Here is a 14,862-nt window from a genome sequence, read left to right as displayed (position 1 = left end):
GAAACGTCCGGGCTTAAATCAATTCTTAACTTTTACAATTTATGGAATTCTAAAAGCAACTCTCATTGAATCAGGATTGTCATTTTCAGGTAATGAGGCAACAAAATAAACAGGCTTAACCTGATGATCAGAAGAATCGATTTCAGTGACCTGCTTTCCATTTATTATGTATGGCCAAAATCTGTAGTAAACCAACTTAAATTCACGTTGGCCCTTTTTCAGGAATCTTTTAAATTTAAATTTATGTGCAAGATTAGAAGCAATTACCAACCTCTGCCTGGGTTGCAAGATAATGAAGTTGCTAGTATCCATTTTGGGAACTAAAAAAATTGACGGTTCCCCATTTTCGTATTTTAAGTATTCTTCACCATCCGGTTGATCTTGACCTATAAATTCCACATTATGATAACTTTCCCTTTCCAAAACACTAAAAAGCTCTAATCTACTTGTATCAGAAGGTAACATTGGCTTATAAATTGCCAGCTCATTATTCCGAATATTGGTTATTATAGCATTTACCATTATGGAATCTGATGAGAAAGGTTGCACGTTCAATTTCATTTGAATAAAAGGACCTTCTTTTACAATGGCGTTATTACTTAGATTCTTTCCACATTCAATGCTATCGGTACATTTTACAAAAATAAACAAACTAAAAATCAGGAAAATTCTACTCATATCAATATGTCAGTACGCTAAATCTAAAAAAATCATTCTTTATTATGCCGCAATGTAATCATTTGTAATATCCTTCACAAATCACTTCGATGAAAAAGCCCAGATGTAGAAACATCCGGGCTTTATGGTAATGGTACTGACTAGTAGTTTTATTAAACCGATAGCTGACTAAACAGTGTTGGTGACCGATTCCTCTAATATTTCATTGTCCGACAATCCCATCACTTCCCTGATAATCTTCATGGAAGCGGCTTTGGTGAGATTATCGCTATTCTTTTGAATATACCGGGCTATGGTGAACTCAGTACAGCCCAGCGCATCCATCAACCGACGGCGGGTGATGGGATTGTTTATCGCTTTTAGTGCCTTTTGACTAAGTTTCATAATTGGATAAGTTTTGATTAGAATTTAATTAATGCCGCACCTACTTTAAAAATGGCAGCTATATGGTCCAGGCCTTTTTCAATGGGCGGATGCCTTAATTGGTCAGGGTTATCAGCAACCAGCCGGATACTATTTTCCTTTTCGCCGGGATATACCCGCCGGACAATTCCCTGCCAATTAGTGTCGATAACATAATAGTACTGGCCGGGAATAAGAGATTGAATATCGGAGAGCCGGGTTATTGCGATTCGGCTTCCATTGTAAAAGGTAGGTTCCATGCTATTGCCAATAACTTCAATAGATCCTTCCACTGTACCAAGACAAGGGGCGTTAATACGATCAACAATTAATTCCGGTTCATTATTGGAAAAGATGACTGTGCCGCTGGCCGCTTTACCATCAGACTGTGGAATCGCAGGACCTGAGCTGGTCAGAGGAATTCTTAATGTCGCCGGATGTTGTTTTACGAGTTCAAAGGTCTCTTCATCCAGACTAACTTCCATCTTATCCAGGTAACCCTTTAGTTTATAATATTCTTCAATACTACTTGGCTTTGTTCCTTTTTCCCATTTGTACAATGTCTCCTTTGCGATACCGGTTGACGAAGCAATAGCAGGCATCTTTGTGTTTGACCGGCTCCTGTATTCACGAAGGCGGATACCAATATCTTTCATACCTCTACTTGATGAAAATGCTGGATGGAATTCTTAAAGAGTTATAAGCCGGTTTGCGGCTTTTCATTTAACTTATTCATTTTATATCTTCTTCTTTCCTGCCTACGCCGATGCTTATGCATCTTATTTTTCATGACATATGCCAATTCAATAATCGCTTCTATTTTTTCATAGAAATAGATATGATTATTACGATCAAGTGGCTCAATGGCTATACTGCGCTGGCTGGAAAGGACTTCCGTAAGCCATTCCCATAGTGTTTGGCGGACCTCATTTAGATGGTAACATTCGAAAAAATCGTCCAGCACCAGCAGGGGATCGTTTTTCTGCTCTTTGGTAAGGCGTAAAGGCTGGTTGTACCATTGAGGATGTTTGTTATAGGTTTTACCAGAAAAGGATATCCCAGGACGGGAGTTGTTTAATGGCTCACTCATCTGAAAAGTTTTTAGGTTATTTGATATGGTTTGATGAGCCTAAAAAGAAAGGAAGGTTTCCCGGGGTGGATTAAAACGGCCATTTAAAACTATAGGGTCGGAACCTACCTGCCCTTTGCCACACGGGCTCTGACTAAGCCCACCGCCTTACGGCGGCCAAATGCGAAAAGACATAAGTAGGCCCAACCCTATAGTGCAATATAAGGATTGGGCGCTTTACTTACCTCGCATTTGTGAATTAGTCAGATTCGTGTGGCGAGACTCGTAAGCGTACCTGTTTTACTTGAAGTACTTCAAGATTATATTAATATATCAAAACTAATGCAAATAATGACATATTCGTCATTAATCGAATAATTCTTTATTCACATCTTGGTTCACATATGAGCCAGATAAGAGATAATAAATTATTACAGAAAATAGCGATTGTCATTAAGGAATTAAGAGATGATAAGGGAGTTTCCCAGGAAGAAGTTTACAATGACATTAATATCCATATTGGCCGGATTGAAACAGCGAAGGCAAACCTTTCCGTTAGTACACTATCCGCATTATGCAAATATTTTAAAATTAGTTTATCAGAATTTCACAAAAAGGTAGAAACCTTATAAACTAGGTTTCCCTTTTAAAATACATTTATCGTTGTTGAAAATCCTAACGGGATATTTTCCATAAAACTCCACATAGGCCTCAATTAATACATTATTCTAAATGGAACTGTACACTTTTATCATGGAATACCTCGGGGGCACCTATATTAGTCAGATTGAGGCAACAAGCAAGGAAAACGCAAGAGTCATTTGGATTAAAACTCTCAACATAGAAGAGATTGAAGGTTTTACGATTGCTGATAAGGAAAACATAATTAAAGAAAACTTTAGTGATGACGATATAACACCTATAAATCAAACGAAGAGCGTTTGGTTTTTCATGGTTGAAGCAAAAAATGGCTATGGCCATGTTAATATGGTTAAAACAAAACTATAGAGTGGCAATTATAAATGGATTCTGATACATTTTAACCTTTGTGGTAGTTTCGCATCAGCTAACTTTATCAGTATATAATCCTTTTGAATTGCCATAACAAAATGAATAATGCTACGACAAGAATTACAATCCTATTTTGACAAAATTTATCCCTACTCCCAAATAAACACTCAGCACACACTTCGAGGTCAGGTTGAAATTAGATTTGAGCTTGGTGAGGGCTATCCAAACGGCTCAATCGACAGGGTAAATCAAGCCACAGAAAGAGCAATCACATTATTTACAGATACCTTTCAAGCCCCCGCCAATGAAATTTTTGTTTTAATTTATGAGTACCAGGATTCAACCCTGTTTGAAGTAGACAGGAAATATTTATATAAACAATTCCCCGAGGATCTACTTAATGGATTTTATAATCAGTTGGAATTTGTAAATAGCCGCATGATCATAACAAATGAAAACGGGAATAAGGTTTTTGAAAAATATGAAGCAAGAATAGTTATCGGAAAGTTACCTGTCAAAGATATTAATGCAAGAAATATTTTTAATGCTATAGCCAATACAGAAATGGGGTTTGACCCAGGCATCGACCAAAGCATATACTTTTTTGACCCACTAACCGACAAAGGATTTCATATGTATGACGACAGGGGGTGTTACGTTTGGAGTAAAAGTGCAGATAAAATCCGTGACATTTATATTAACAGAAATAACTGGATTATTAATTACCATAGACCGGAAATTGATGAGTATTTTAAATAAAGAAATTTATAAAGACTGAAACCTATCCAAGAGACATGAAATTGATATTACAAATTTTACTATCCTTTTATTCTCTTGTTTCTTTTGGGCAGACACAAGAGACTACAACAATAAAACTTTCCACAGGTGACTGTAGAAGAAGTGAAGCCTATTCCTGGCGTGTAGCAGACACAATCAAATTCTACAAACTACCGGAGGACACTTTAGTTTATAAGATCATACCGAGACAATACAGACAACGGCCTATTAAAATTGAAAATGCTTACCCAGGTAATTATAAGCTAACATATAAAAATTTATACGACCAGGAAGTCATTGAACAAATAATCTTGACAAACCAGTCAACCAATTCGATTGTAATTTGCCCTGACAAATTACTGGCCTATCCACAAAATACTTTGGCAAAACTTCAGGACAAGGATTTAATTTCAATAAACTTTCATACCCAAGGTTGCTTTCATTCAGGTTTTCAGAAACTAATAATCATTAAGGAGAGTGACAAGTTCGTTGCCCGGCTTTATTCCCTTTCTTGGGAATATGTCAAAAAAAGGGGAAAAACGGTAATGAAATACGGAGATAGTACATTATTAAAGGCCACAATTATGACCAGTCAGAACATTCAGGATTTAATCAGATTCGAGAATGAATTAAATTATGCAAAGGATGATGGCTGTACGACAACTGACTGGTATGATTTTAAAAGCAAATATTTGAACATTAAGAAAACAGATGGCACTTGTAGTTGGCTTGGTTTCTATTATTTGAAAAAATCTCTTTTTAAAGAAATAGATTAACATCGGCGACCATTTGTATGATTAACTGAACTTAACAAACGCTAATGAATATTTTTATTACTCTGTAAAGAATAAAGAAAAGGTGGCCCCATTTGATAGATGTGCATTGGGAAATAAAACGCCAGGAACGGTAAATCCCCGGCGTGTCGATAATTTATCTGCGTTTTTCCAGTTTAATTGATTGATTTAATCAAATAACCAGGCTTCCTTGTACAAATTATTTATAATATAAAACGAAGGCCCTGGACTGCGTCCAAAAAGAATGCTATCAACCCCTTTAATATTATATATAAACGTTGTGTCTATATTATCCATTTTTAAATAGACTTTAATTGAATCACCAACAGGAACATACTCTTTAATGAGGCTCCATGGTTCGGAATAATTTCTATCTAATGAATCTCTATAACTAAAGTCCTTATTTATCGTCAACACATAAAGATTCACTTTCTCTGTCGATCTGAATATTTTGAGGACTCTGCCATGATTATCATTCACTGTTTGGCTGGTTTCATTTGTTTTTTTATTCCTGCAACAACAAAGAGCACAGGCAATGATTATAGCTGGGAAATAAAAAATCAGATACTTTCTCATTAATTGCTTTTTCTAACTGTATTATATGTCACTAGTCTTGGCCAGTTCACCCCGGTATTGACAATTGTCTAATTCGTTTGCAATGGTGATCTCAAATATAATAAAGGTTATTTAGAACGATATAATCTTCCAATAAAACGCCTTCAAATTTACGGATTGAAGGCATTATTAATGCTTATTAATATGATATAGTGGCTGGGCAGTTGTCTATTTACCTTGAGACTTTTTGAATGATTCAGGCAACCCCACTTTCTTCAGAAACGCTGACGCCATTTCCCTTTTCTTAACAAAGTAGGGATCATTAGTATAATCGTTAACCGGTAAATCAGTGGCTACCCTAGATTTTCCTTTTATCTTTTGTCTAGTTATTTTTCTCATCATTATCCCTGTTAAATTAATTTTCGCAATTGGTCACTATCGGGCAACACCTGTTGTATTTCGACAGGCGGTTCGCTCGAGTTCATAAAGGTGGCTACTCCCATCGGTGAATTCATGTTCCTGATGGAGTACTGCACAATGGAATCCTGCTTTTCTTTACAAAGAAGGATACCAATACTGGGAAGTTCATCCGGAAGTTTAATTTTGTCATCCAGCACATTTAGATAAAAATGTAACTGACCTGTATATTCCGGCGTGAAACGATCTTTTTTAATTTCAAAAGCCACCAGCCGTCGTAGGATTCGATTATAGAAAAGCAAGTCGATTGAAAACTCATGCCCCTCTACCTCCAGGCGGAACTGGTTACCAATGAAAGTAAACCCTTTTCCCATCTTCAAAATGAATTCGGTTATATTGGAAACAATGCTATTTTCTATTCTACTTTCGTTACCACCGTCCCGCAGTTGCAGAAAGTCTAACTGGTTAACCATTCGTGCAGCTACATATCGGCTTTTCGAGATGCTGGATTTAATATCCTGTAATAACTGAGTATAATGTTGATCAGTCTGCATAGTTTATTGATTAATTGTTTATGTCTTTACTTAAAACAATTTTTGTATCGGTTTGTACTAGCCGCATCCCATCCCTCTTTATCCACAATTCCTTTATTTTATTAGCAGCTTCTTCGGGCGATATGCGGATATACTTATAAAAATCCTTTGTTCGTTTGTGGCCGCTGATCTTCATGATCAGTTCTACCGGTGTACCGGCAAGGAATTCATTGGTACAAAAGGAGCGGCGGGCAGTATGCGAAGTGATCCAGTCATATTTAGGTTTTATAACCTCAATACTTTTATTTCCTTTTTTGTAGGAGAATTTAATGGAGCGATTTAGTCCAGCTAATTTGCCAATGGTTTTAATATGGCGGTTAAATTCCGGGTTGGTAAGCGCGGGTATGCGCTCCCTGAACTGCCGCGTGAAGATGTGTTTGGCTTCTTCACGTAAAGGAATAATTACCCAGTGATCTGATTTTTCCTGCTTCTTGTACAGCATATCCCGTTGCAGGTCTTCCGGCTTTAAAGTGGAGAAATCGGAGAAACGTAAACCTGTCAGGCAGGCCAGGACAAACAAATCTCGATATTCGATGAGGTGAGGATGGCCAGAGAGATCAGTTTGATAAATAGTTGCTATTTCCTGGTGACTTAAATAAATAGCATCGCATTCTTCTTCGGGTATTTTGAAATCGGTGAGATCGATGGGTGCAATGATCTTTCTTTTCACCCGGTCCTTAATAAAGCCGCGCAGGTGTTTGATGGTTTTACCAATGGTGTTCAGCTTTAAACCAGTCAACACTTCCTGACGGCGGATGTGCACATGTTCAAAGGTGAGGTAGTCAATAAAATCGTGGTAGAAATTAAAGTCAAAACTGGCAAAGCTGATCTTCTCCTGCCGGTATTTTTCAAACGCCTGTAAATGGGCTTTAACATTGCCATACACGGTAAGCGTTGCCTTACTTACTTTTCTCTCTTTTGTTTTAATGTATTCATCAAACTGGTAATAAATATCCTGTTTGGCTTCTTTCTTGACCGTCTCCTGTTTAGCGACCACGGTTACCCGCTCATCGAGGGATTGTAGATCGAGCGTTGGTGTGAACGTCTTTTTTACAAAGGCTCCTTTATCTTCAATCTGCTTTTTGGTAGCCTCTGCAACCAGGTCTTCCACCAATCGCTTTTGGCGAAGCAGCTCATCATTTAGTTTTGAAGCATCGCCGAATTGCGGCGGAAGTTGTGGAGAGATGCGTAAATGTTTCCGTTGCCAATATTCTGGCGGTACAGCAATTCCTGTGCTTAATAATGTACGTTTCGTTCTGCTGTAGCAGTATTGCAGAAATATGGGCGCAGTTCCATCTTTTTTAATCCTATTGCTGCGGCAAATCGGTTTGATAGGTAACAACATAATTTGGTCGATTCAATTGGTCGATTCAAAATGTGTCTACCTGAATTAAAGATCGGAAGAATAAAATCGCCGCGCTGTTATGAATTGCTGAAAATCAACCGGCTAGAAGTAAAGATGGGTAAAAAGCAAAAAGGTCCATCATTGCTGATGAACCTTTTTTGCGGACCGGACGGGACTCGAACCCGCGACCTCCGCCGTGACAGGGCGGCATTCTAACCAACTGAACTACCGATCCTTTTCCTTTTCAACGTTTTCGCCGGATGGCTCGTCGTTTTTGGGAGTGCAAAGATGAGGAGTTTTGAGATATCTCCAAAAAATATTTTCATATTTTTTAAAGAAATTTATCTCAGCCCTTCTCTCCTCTCTTATTCATTTTATTACCTCAGGCTATTTACAAAGAACCTAATTGCTCACCGCCTGCAGATCATTCTACCCACAAACCGTTTGCTGCGGCGAAATTAAGGAATTGATATTTGAATATCCAAAAATCTATGACATTTCATAATGGTTATTTATATTGCCTTATCCTTAAAAAATTCAAAATGAGCCTTGACCTACCGGTTTTTGACCTTCGAAACCTAAAGCGATCATTCTACTATTTTCTTGTGTGTAATTTAATCACCTGTTTAATCGGGATACTTTTCAGAGGATCTTTAGGCGCCCTGGTTGGTCATGGCGCCGTAACCAGGTACACTACCTGGATCATATTTTTTCTGCTGCTTATCCCTTCCTACATCTATTCAAACTGGAGCAAAAAAGAAATCAGGAAAATAATTGCCATAACTGATTTCAATGTGCAATTTGAAAAATATGAGCAGTTCTTCAAAAAGAGATTGCTTTGGAATACCTTATCTGTAGTGATCTCGGCAGCATTCCTGTTAATTATAAACAAGAATTCGTTCTTCTACATTCTCATCATCCAATCATTTCTTTCAGCCCTGTTCTGGCCCTCAAAAAGGGTAATTTCCAGAGAACTCAATAATAACGATATCGTATTTACCTGATATAATTGCTCTGCATATGAAACAACACCTTTATTTGCTACTAGTTCTTTTCCTTCTCCCCCACTTCAGCGCCTTTTCCCAAACCTGGCAATTGGTATGGCAGGATGAATTCACCAATGGCATTGGGCCCGACTGGGTTTTTGAAACAGGTAATGGCGGCAATGGCTGGGGCAATAAAGAACTGCAATTCTACCAATCTAAAAATGCTACGGTAATAAACGGGGAACTGGTTATCACAGCCCGTATTGACAGCATTGGCGGCTTTAATTATACCTCCGCCCGTATGAAGACCCAGGGCCGCAGATCATGGAAATACGGCAAAATAGAAGCGCGCATAGCCATGCCTCGTTTTCAAGGCATCTGGCCGGCTTTCTGGATGCTGGGCGACAATATTAGCTCGGTTGGCTGGCCTGCCAGCGGGGAAATTGATATCATGGAACATATTAATACCGAAAACCTGACTCATGGCACCATTCATTGGAAAAATAATGGCAAACACGCTTCTACTGGCGACTCCTCCGCTATAAACGTATCAGACTACCATGTATATGCTATTGAATGGACACCGGCTGCCATCAAATGGCTTGTTGATGGCGTTCAATTTCATGAAGCGAATATTGCCAATGGCGTGAATGAGACCTCTGCATTCCATAACAACTTTTTCATCCTTCTCAACATGGCTGTTGGGGGTAACTGGCCTGGCTTTACTATTGATAAAAATGCATTCCCGGCCAGTATGAAAGTCGACTATGTGCGGGTATACCAACAGAAAAAACAATAGGACTAATCCTCAATTTCTTTCATTTCCAAAAGCTGCTTCAATTCCAATGACTTTTCCTGATGCAGCTTTTCTGTATTAAAGTCTTTGGAAATCTTCGCCTTTACGCCGCGTAAGGTATAATCAAATTGTTCGAGGGCATTGGTAAATACAGTCCGGGTTGTAGTGTGGGGTACTTTATCCTGAAAATGATAGACCACCTCTTCTATCTTCCATTTTGTATTTGTACTGTCTGTAGGCCATGTATCAATACCTACAGTAAAATTTCTAACGTACGCTAAACTGTCATTTCTTAAAAAAAATTGATCATTTGAAAACCCATACTCACTCCCATCCCCTTTAAACAGGTAAAGGGTCGCATTTTCCTTTTTATTTACTATTGTCTTCCAGGACTCACAATTATCCCCCATACAGATATTTTTTTTAAAGGAGACAGCCCCTTTTTCTGAATAGGCTTTGTGCAGACTGTCGATGAAAGGATCTCCAAAACTGATCTCAAAGTTATTTATGACTCTATAAGGATCATCATAAACATTCTGAACTTTTTCAAGCAGACTATCTACTGTTGAAATATCCTTTTGAGCGGTATCATTTTCCTGTATGGTCGCGATGCGCTCTACCTGGTTGTTTTGGGGGTTATTACAATTAGCCAGAAGAAAGGCGCCAAAGAATGTAAGTAGTATTTTTTTCATAGTTCGAATGCTAAAATAGCAAAAACTGCTAAATTTCGCTTACCCATGATTATCTTTACAAAACGTCAGACAATAAAAAAACGCAAATTATGTCAATGGATTATAGCATCCAGGCTAACGTAGATACAGATTGTGACGATTTTTTTCCGGAACTATTGTCAAATTTCCTGGAGCAAATTACTATAACTGAATATAACAGCGAAGTAAAGCAAGTATCAGAAATCCTGAACATAAACCTGGATGCATTTCTGATGTATTGGGAAGGAGATTCCGATACAGAAGATAAATACTGGCAGGACATAGACACATTCGCATCCTTAATAGATAATTTTATTATTAAAATCTCAGAGAATAAGGATTATTATAGAAAGGTTCGATACAATAGTCATAATCGTGATTCCTTAAGCGATCAATTGCATGAACTGTTGCATTCAAATGATGAACAATCATTAACCAATGTATTATCAACTTTATACAGTACCCCTGGCTTAGACCTCCCCTTTGACAGAGGATATTTGAGTTCAAACCAGATCCTCGACGATTTAAACGACTTACAAAGCATCCTGAATTGTTATAAAGAAGCCGGTGCAACAAAAATCAGACTGTTATACGGTTAATATTTAAACCATGAACCCAACCTACAACAACATACAGTGGGTCATTCAGCGAAACCTAACCAACACAGACGACCTTTCTACCTTAAAACTGGGTTGTGAAAAGATTGGGGTGGACGCTATTGAAATTGACATTATCCCATTTACCCCTCACCTGCCCGAATTCAATAAAGACAAACAAAGTATCTTTTATGGCTCTACCACCATGGGTCAGTTGATCTATAAAGACAACAGCCTTAACAAAGGATTCTTTTTCGATAGTAACTCGTTTTCAATAGCCAACTATTTTGATAAATGGGGCACCCATATGTTGAACTTTGGAGCTATGGTCACCTCGTTTAATGAGCTGATGGCAAAAGATCATGACGCTGATAAACTATTTTTTATCAGACCTGATGATGACAGCAAATCCTTTTCCGGTGAAGTAAAGAAATACAGTGAAATAAAAAACTGGTACCACAAATTAAAAATGTTTGACAATACCAGTTTGTCGCTGGATAGTAAAATTGTAGTATCCGAGCCTTATCACCTTCGTTATGAGTGGCGCCTGTGGATAGTGAACAAACAGGTTATTGCAGCTTCCAAATACCGGGAAGACTTCAAACTTAAAAAAGAAAGAGGCTGTCCGCAGGAAGTTATTCAATTTGCAGAACAGCGATGCCAGGAGTATACCCCGCACAACCTGTTTGTAATGGACATTTGTGAAACGGGCGACAGCTACTATATTGTAGAATGTGGCTGCCTGAACAGCGCAGGGTTTTACGCTGCCGACATTCCTGCCATTGTAAGCAGTGTGACAGATCATTTTTATTTAAGCCTATTATAATAGCTAATACCTGTACTACTTTTTCCGCAGATCTTCCAGTGCTTTCTTACCACCTTCATTCTGCGGGTTCATTTGAACTGATTTTTCGTAATACTGTATGGCCAGATCTTTTTTACCAGCTTTTGCATACGCCTCAGCCAGGCTATCCCATACATTAGATGAATTAGGAAAAAATTTAGCGTTCAATTCAAATATCTGAATGGCCTCTTCCACTTTGTCACCATACAAGAACCAGTACCCTGCATTATTTAAAGTTTCCTCGCTTGTAAAACGTCGATATGCAGAGGTTTCTGTTGTTATTTGATTGGCAATTTTCCATTGCCCATTCGATTTTACCATTACCCTGTGTTCACGGGTAGCATACTGATCGAACGGTGGCTGGTATTTCGGAAACTTCAACGTTTGTACAAAATCAACAATGGCGATATTCCCATCTTTGCGAACAAAAAAACTATCTCTTTTAATTTCTGCAGGATCTGGTCCGGAGTCTCTGGCAAAACCTCTTAGTTGCCTGGCCATAACACTATCCCAGCCGGCAGTGTAATAATAGGCATATGTACTTACATAACATCTGGATATACTCGAATCCTGCAACCATACCGACTTCCATGTTGCTGCATCTTTTTTCCAATACGCTTCAGATTCCTTGATAACTACCTGTTTAATTTCATCATCCTGTGCAGAAGACGACATAGCAATTACCACACAAGCAACTGCTAATGCAAGTTGTTGAGTCAACATACAATGTTGTTTTAAGCGTGATTATCTGTTTCTGGTACCTGATGGAAGAATTGGCAGGAACGAATCAACAATAAATTTAATATTATTATTACATGCCTCAAAAAAACAGTTGCCAAAAGATAGCGGTGATTATGCGCAAGGTGAGTATTTGAAAAATGCGCTTACATAACAAAAGGCAGGTCTAAAAAAAAGGATCATCCGCCAGCAGGCGGATGATCTCTTTGGTTTATTAATGGCTATACTGTTCACGTTCGTGTTGCATATGCTGCGCTAACTCGGCTATAAACTCATCAATTTTCTCTTTGCCAATGCCAGGCATGCAAATAATATGGCTCATCCCATTTTCACTGGCCAATTGCCATTTGCTACGCAAATACACAGATGGCTCTGGAAACACCACAGTCAATGCATTTTCATTTCTCCATGCCTTAACACCCAACTGCTTCAACCGGTTTAGCGCATATTCAGCTACTTCCAACGCCTCCAGGGCTCGTTGTTTCAATCCTTCTGACCCCAGCTTCTTGATCGCATACCACATAAACACCGGACTATGTCCATTACGACTTCCGGAAATAGTAGTATCGCTTGTTCCGATATATGGGATCACTTTACCTATCCGCTCTTTGTAATTCTTTTTTACAATCACCAGTCCGCAGGGAATTGGAGAACCGATAAATTTATGTCCGCTTATGGCAATACTGTCGCAACCATGTACAAAATCAAAACCAGGTTTTAATTCCAGCAGGGCACTATAGGTACCAGCCAATGCAGCATCGCAATGAATATAATGGTTCTTGATAGCCAGCTTACGGAAAATATCCTGAATAATACTTAAGTCATCCTTCGCTTCGGTCATGGTAGTACCGATATTAGCCAGCACAATAACTGGTTGATCGCGGTGCATCCGCACCATTTCGCGCAGATCGTCATAATCCATTTCTCCATTGGGCATTGTTCTTATCACAATACTCTGAAGATTCAATAACTGGATATTCTTTTGCACACTGTAATGCGTGGCCTCGGAATAATAGACAATACCATTACTAAACAATTCACGGGCTACATACAACCCATACAGATTCCCTTCAGAACCACCATTGGTCACATATCCCCAGGAATTACCAACAGGCGCCTTAAACAGTTTGGCGAAATATTCCACCACCTCCTGCTCCAGCGAGCGGGAATTCAGGTCATACGTTGATTCTATAGTTGGATCGCCCACATTATTCAATGGAAGGTTCAATAAGGGGAACAATTCCGAATAATCAAAGTCCTGGGCAATAGGATAACCTATAAAATGGTTAGATCGCTCCTTTGCTTTTTGCATATAGTTCTGCAAACGCTGGGCATCTGTTAAAGAAAGGCAAGTCATGTAGTTTGTTTTGTCTGTGTGCAATAAAATCTAGGCAAAGGTGTAATAAATAGAATTAAATTGCAATAGAAGCATACTATTTAGCAAAAACAACTATTTTTAGTTCGTTTAAGTAGAACTTATATGTTTTCACTGCTTTAATTCGCTTATTCAAAGCAAAAAAAACTATTATATGGAAGACCGCCTTGATCAGATAGACACCCAGATCCTGGACCTATTGCAACACGATGCCCGCGTAACCACCAAAGAGCTGGCCGATAAATTAGGACTGACCATCACTCCCGTTTCGGTCCGAATAAAAAAACTGGAAGAGGCTGGTTATATAAAACGATATGTAGCAATACTGGACAGGGATAAGGTAGGAAAAAGTCTGATCGCTTTTACCAGTATTCAATTACGTGAACATTCACAAACAGCGCTTCGCAACTTTGAACAAAAAAGCGTTAAGTTTAAGGAGGTAATGGAATGTTATCGGCTTACCGGTAACTTCGACTTTCTTCTTAAAATTGCTATTCGTGATATGAAGGAATACAATGACTTTCTGATGAATAAATTGGCTACCCTTCCCAACATCGGTTCCGTACAAACCTATTTTGTGCTTTCGGAAGGAAAATCTGAGACAGCTTATCCACTTAATATGCCGTTATAGCGTTTGCTGCATTTATGACTTAATTAGAGATTTTTGACCTAAATTGGTATCACCCTATATGAAATACAAACTCATATTATTATTGATATCTATTTCGATTGCATATGCTGGGTACACTCAAACAGAAGAACCGGTATCCATTGACTCGTATCGAAAAATACCAGGGGTGAAATTTATAGATACCATCTCGGAGAGCTTTATTACCGGAGAACTTATGATCAATTGTACTTTTACAGGTCTTATCGTTCGTCTGGACCCCAATATGAGTTATAAGAAATATGATTTCACCTGTGTGAGCAAAACAAAGATAGGCCAGGGTACCTGGAGTATCTTTAACAACCGCATGCTGGAACTGAAAAACGAAAATAGCCGGAAACTTTACGACATCATTCAATACGACTCCTATTATTTCTTTGTAGAACTGGCAGAAAGAAAAAAGTTTATCTCCGCATTAAAAGATAAAACTACAGGCAGATCCCTAAATACTGAATATCTGGCCAAACAACCTCCAGGATCACCCACCCGCTAAACGGACATAAAAAAAC

20 protein-coding genes and 1 tRNA gene are annotated in these 14,862 nt (G+C 38.5%); 10 read left to right on the top strand and 11 right to left on the bottom strand.

Going from position 1 to position 14,862, the window contains the following annotated elements; translation table 11 throughout:
* Positions 1-39: 39 nt before the first annotated feature.
* The 4 genes from J7I42_RS23985 to J7I42_RS23970 form a co-directional block, all read right to left on the bottom strand.
* Positions 40-678, bottom strand: a complete 639-nt coding sequence (locus tag J7I42_RS23985) for a hypothetical protein (RefSeq protein ID WP_209141417.1) — start codon at positions 676-678, stop codon at positions 40-42.
* A 168-nt stretch (positions 679-846) separates the two neighbouring features.
* Positions 847-1,062: a hypothetical protein gene (locus J7I42_RS23980; protein WP_209141416.1), complete on the bottom strand. Its 216-nt coding sequence runs from the start codon at positions 1,060-1,062 to the stop codon at positions 847-849.
* A gap of 17 nt (positions 1,063-1,079) precedes the next feature.
* Positions 1,080-1,736: an XRE family transcriptional regulator gene (locus J7I42_RS23975; protein ID WP_209141415.1), complete on the bottom strand. Its 657-nt coding sequence runs from the start codon at positions 1,734-1,736 to the stop codon at positions 1,080-1,082.
* A 41-nt stretch (positions 1,737-1,777) separates the two neighbouring features.
* Entirely contained in the window at positions 1,778-2,170 is a 393-nt protein-coding gene (locus J7I42_RS23970) for a hypothetical protein (protein ID WP_209141414.1), read from the bottom strand.
* Between the two features lie 383 nt (positions 2,171-2,553).
* Between J7I42_RS23970 and J7I42_RS23965 the strand changes: the two genes are divergently transcribed.
* From J7I42_RS23965 to J7I42_RS23950, 4 genes are all read left to right on the top strand, one after another.
* Positions 2,554-2,781, top strand: coding sequence for a helix-turn-helix domain-containing protein (locus tag J7I42_RS23965; RefSeq protein ID WP_209141413.1), 228 nt, complete (start codon positions 2,554-2,556; stop codon positions 2,779-2,781).
* Between the two features lie 100 nt (positions 2,782-2,881).
* Positions 2,882-3,157, top strand: a complete 276-nt coding sequence (locus J7I42_RS23960) for a hypothetical protein (protein WP_209141412.1) — start codon at positions 2,882-2,884, stop codon at positions 3,155-3,157.
* 108 nt (positions 3,158-3,265) lie between these two features.
* Positions 3,266-3,919 carry a DUF3885 domain-containing protein gene (locus J7I42_RS23955; RefSeq protein WP_209141411.1) on the top strand — a complete coding sequence of 218 codons (654 nt, stop codon included), beginning with the start codon at positions 3,266-3,268 and terminating at the stop codon, positions 3,917-3,919.
* Positions 3,920-3,954: 35 nt separating this feature from the next.
* Positions 3,955-4,713, top strand: coding sequence for a hypothetical protein (locus J7I42_RS23950; RefSeq protein ID WP_209141410.1), 759 nt, complete (start codon positions 3,955-3,957; stop codon positions 4,711-4,713).
* Positions 4,714-4,899: 186 nt separating this feature from the next.
* On the opposite strand, the gene J7I42_RS23945 is transcribed toward J7I42_RS23950, so the two are convergent.
* From J7I42_RS23945 to J7I42_RS23930, 4 genes are all read right to left on the bottom strand, one after another.
* The gene (locus tag J7I42_RS23945) at positions 4,900-5,307 is read right to left on the bottom strand and encodes a hypothetical protein (protein ID WP_209141409.1); all 408 of its coding nucleotides are present in this window, start codon (positions 5,305-5,307) and stop codon (positions 4,900-4,902) included.
* Between the two features lie 389 nt (positions 5,308-5,696).
* Positions 5,697-6,257, bottom strand: coding sequence for a PDDEXK nuclease domain-containing protein (locus J7I42_RS23940; RefSeq protein WP_209141408.1), 561 nt, complete (start codon positions 6,255-6,257; stop codon positions 5,697-5,699).
* 10 nt (positions 6,258-6,267) lie between these two features.
* Positions 6,268-7,641 carry a site-specific integrase gene (locus J7I42_RS23935; RefSeq protein ID WP_209141407.1) on the bottom strand — a complete coding sequence of 458 codons (1,374 nt, stop codon included), beginning with the start codon at positions 7,639-7,641 and terminating at the stop codon, positions 6,268-6,270.
* Between the two features lie 161 nt (positions 7,642-7,802).
* A tRNA-Asp gene (locus J7I42_RS23930) sits at positions 7,803-7,876 on the bottom strand.
* Positions 7,877-8,183: 307 nt separating this feature from the next.
* Here J7I42_RS23930 and J7I42_RS23925 point away from each other — a divergent pair.
* Positions 8,184-8,645 carry a hypothetical protein gene (locus J7I42_RS23925; RefSeq protein ID WP_209141406.1) on the top strand — a complete coding sequence of 154 codons (462 nt, stop codon included), beginning with the start codon at positions 8,184-8,186 and terminating at the stop codon, positions 8,643-8,645.
* 16 nt (positions 8,646-8,661) lie between these two features.
* Complete coding sequence (locus J7I42_RS23920; RefSeq protein WP_209141405.1) at positions 8,662-9,426, top strand: glycoside hydrolase family 16 protein; 765 nt, start codon at positions 8,662-8,664, stop codon at positions 9,424-9,426.
* Between the two features lie 2 nt (positions 9,427-9,428).
* Here J7I42_RS23920 and J7I42_RS23915 read toward each other — a convergent pair whose 3' ends face one another.
* Positions 9,429-10,115, bottom strand: a complete 687-nt coding sequence (locus tag J7I42_RS23915; RefSeq protein ID WP_209141404.1) for a putative periplasmic lipoprotein — start codon at positions 10,113-10,115, stop codon at positions 9,429-9,431.
* Positions 10,116-10,204: 89 nt separating this feature from the next.
* On the opposite strand from J7I42_RS23915, the gene J7I42_RS23910 reads away from it, so the two are divergent.
* Positions 10,205-10,732 (top strand): hypothetical protein, encoded by a 528-nt coding sequence (locus J7I42_RS23910; protein ID WP_209141403.1) that lies wholly within the window; start codon positions 10,205-10,207, stop codon positions 10,730-10,732.
* A 10-nt stretch (positions 10,733-10,742) separates the two neighbouring features.
* On the top strand, positions 10,743-11,555 hold the full coding sequence (locus J7I42_RS23905) for an ATP-grasp domain-containing protein (protein WP_209141402.1): 813 nt from the start codon (positions 10,743-10,745) through the stop codon (positions 11,553-11,555).
* A gap of 15 nt (positions 11,556-11,570) precedes the next feature.
* Here J7I42_RS23905 and J7I42_RS23900 read toward each other — a convergent pair whose 3' ends face one another.
* Together J7I42_RS23900 and J7I42_RS23895 are read right to left on the bottom strand one after the other, a co-directional pair.
* Positions 11,571-12,296 (bottom strand): tetratricopeptide repeat protein, encoded by a 726-nt coding sequence (locus tag J7I42_RS23900; RefSeq protein WP_209141401.1) that lies wholly within the window; start codon positions 12,294-12,296, stop codon positions 11,571-11,573.
* Between the two features lie 229 nt (positions 12,297-12,525).
* The gene (locus tag J7I42_RS23895) at positions 12,526-13,668 is read right to left on the bottom strand and encodes a histidine decarboxylase (RefSeq protein ID WP_209141400.1); all 1,143 of its coding nucleotides are present in this window, start codon (positions 13,666-13,668) and stop codon (positions 12,526-12,528) included.
* A gap of 172 nt (positions 13,669-13,840) precedes the next feature.
* Here J7I42_RS23895 and J7I42_RS23890 point away from each other — a divergent pair, with 172 nt between their 5' ends.
* A complete protein-coding gene (locus J7I42_RS23890; RefSeq protein WP_209141399.1) occupies positions 13,841-14,317 on the top strand; it encodes an Lrp/AsnC family transcriptional regulator in 477 nt (158 codons plus the stop codon).
* Positions 14,318-14,375: 58 nt separating this feature from the next.
* On the top strand, positions 14,376-14,846 hold the full coding sequence (locus J7I42_RS23885) for a hypothetical protein (protein WP_209141398.1): 471 nt from the start codon (positions 14,376-14,378) through the stop codon (positions 14,844-14,846).
* Positions 14,847-14,862: the final 16 nt, after the last annotated feature.

This window comes from Niastella soli (assembly GCF_017742245.1).
Taxonomy (GTDB): domain Bacteria; phylum Bacteroidota; class Bacteroidia; order Chitinophagales; family Chitinophagaceae; genus Niastella; species Niastella soli.
The sequence above is the reverse complement of the archived record's forward strand: the minus strand, read 5'-3'. Positions and strand labels throughout refer to the sequence as shown.